The organism is Colwellia sp. RSH04, from assembly GCF_003545765.1.
GTDB lineage: Bacteria > Pseudomonadota > Gammaproteobacteria > Enterobacterales > Alteromonadaceae > Colwellia.
Window position 1 is genome coordinate 1 of record NZ_QXIO01000035.1, and the last position, 1792, is coordinate 1792.

Consider the following 1792-nt stretch of genomic DNA (forward strand, 5'->3'; position numbering starts at 1 on the left):
AAAAACTGAAAAGAAGATAGTTAAAAATATTTTCCAATCCATTTATACAACACCTAACTTTGAGGAACACATAACGCCCAAATAACAGGCTAAGTAATTGTTGGCTAAAATTGTGTAGCGAAGCGAAACGTAGCCAACTGTTACGTGTCCTTGTTGATTTGCTTGTTAGGTGAACATACCACCAAACTATTTAAACCACTTTTTAAAGTGATACGATAAATAAAAATAACATGCACTAAAAATAATTAAACTTAGAAATAAGAGCAGTTTGCCATTCTCTTGAATTACAGTATCAAAGTTAAATGTGAAAACAACGTATAAAGCTAACGAGTGAAAAAATAAAGCTATGAGGAGAGTCCAAATCATTGCAACTAACTCAACAGACGTATGAACATTATCTTTATTAAATAACCTACAAGTTAACTTAAATGCATTTTTCAAAGTTCACCTAACGCCCCACTAAGGGGCTAATAAATAGTTGGCTAAAATAGCGAACGAAGTGAGACTAGCCAACTGTTTTTAGTCCCGCTTAAGTGGCTTGTTATGTGACGATTACTCAAAAGCTAGAAAACCACTTTTTGATAGTAATGTATTGCTAGGGGTAATTAAAGCCCATTCAGGATCACCTTCAACGGTAGAGAAAGAGCATACCCAAGTATTACCTGATAACTCAACTACAACTTCTGGAAGCCTAGATTGAAATGAAATATTTGAAATAAATAATCCGTGTAAAGTATCTAGATAACTTTTAAACATACTAGAATCCGACCAACTACCAAAAGCTATTTCATTTCCTTTCTCAACTCTCCAGCTCCATTCGATCATAATAGTTAGATCATCAACTTCCAAAAAGATAGCACTACCGTGTCCTTGACGTACACGACTAACTACTTTTCCGATATATGGCTTAATAAAGTTTTGAACATCATTCTCAGAAATTTTACGCATAAATCCTTTAGGCACATAACGCCCAAATAATGGGCAAATATCAGTTGGTTAAAATAAGCGACGCAGGAGCAAAGACCAACTGTTATTTGTCCTGATTTATTTGCTTGTTATGTGTTTGGCTCTCTACCGCCTACAATTGGAAACCAAAAGAATGCGATACCAACTAAAAAGATAGCTAAAACAGTACCTAAACCACGCTCACTTTCAACAGATTGTAAGTAAACCATTGGAGCTGCTCCCATGGTTATAGATAAAATAAAATAGCTGAATCTTTGCGCTTTAGAGTATGTGCACATCCGTCTTCTAAAGTAATTTAGAAGATATGTTCCAATAGGAATAAATAGGATCATAAAAAGGTTAAATATACTCATACTTCCCTAAACACATAACGCCACAATAATGGGCAAATAATACTTGGCTAAAATAGCGACGCAGGAGCAAAAGCCAAGCTGTTATTTGTCCTGTTGATTGCCTTGTTAGTTGCTTGATATTTAAAGCAATAAACTAACAACACATTACCATGTTTATATACCCAACGGAAGAAACCAAAAGCTTTCCCGTACTACGCACCGAAGTCCGAACTTTGAGCCTTAAAAACTAAAACTAGTTTGAACTTATAAACGTGAAAGGCGAAAACTGGATTGGGCAAAAAGGAAGAGTGATATTTACGGCACTTCCATTGTCAAACCAAAGGTTGAACCAGACACGAAACTACGTGTTAAGCACTGAACAAGCAAAATAAATTAAACTCATTTAGTGCGGGCAACTAACGTTTATATTAAACGGCAAAGTAACATTGGCTATAATCGCGAAGCGATGGCCAACTGTTACGTGTCCGATTTGA

Annotated in this window: 1 protein-coding gene; it reads right to left on the reverse strand. The window is 35.5% G+C overall.

All coding sequences use genetic code 11. From position 1 onward, the window contains the following. Positions 1–552 precede the first annotated feature (552 nt). Positions 553–963 carry a hypothetical protein gene (locus D1094_RS18360; RefSeq protein ID WP_182440244.1) on the reverse strand — a complete coding sequence of 137 codons (411 nt, stop codon included), beginning with the start codon at positions 961–963 and terminating at the stop codon, positions 553–555. Positions 964–1792: the final 829 nt, after the last annotated feature.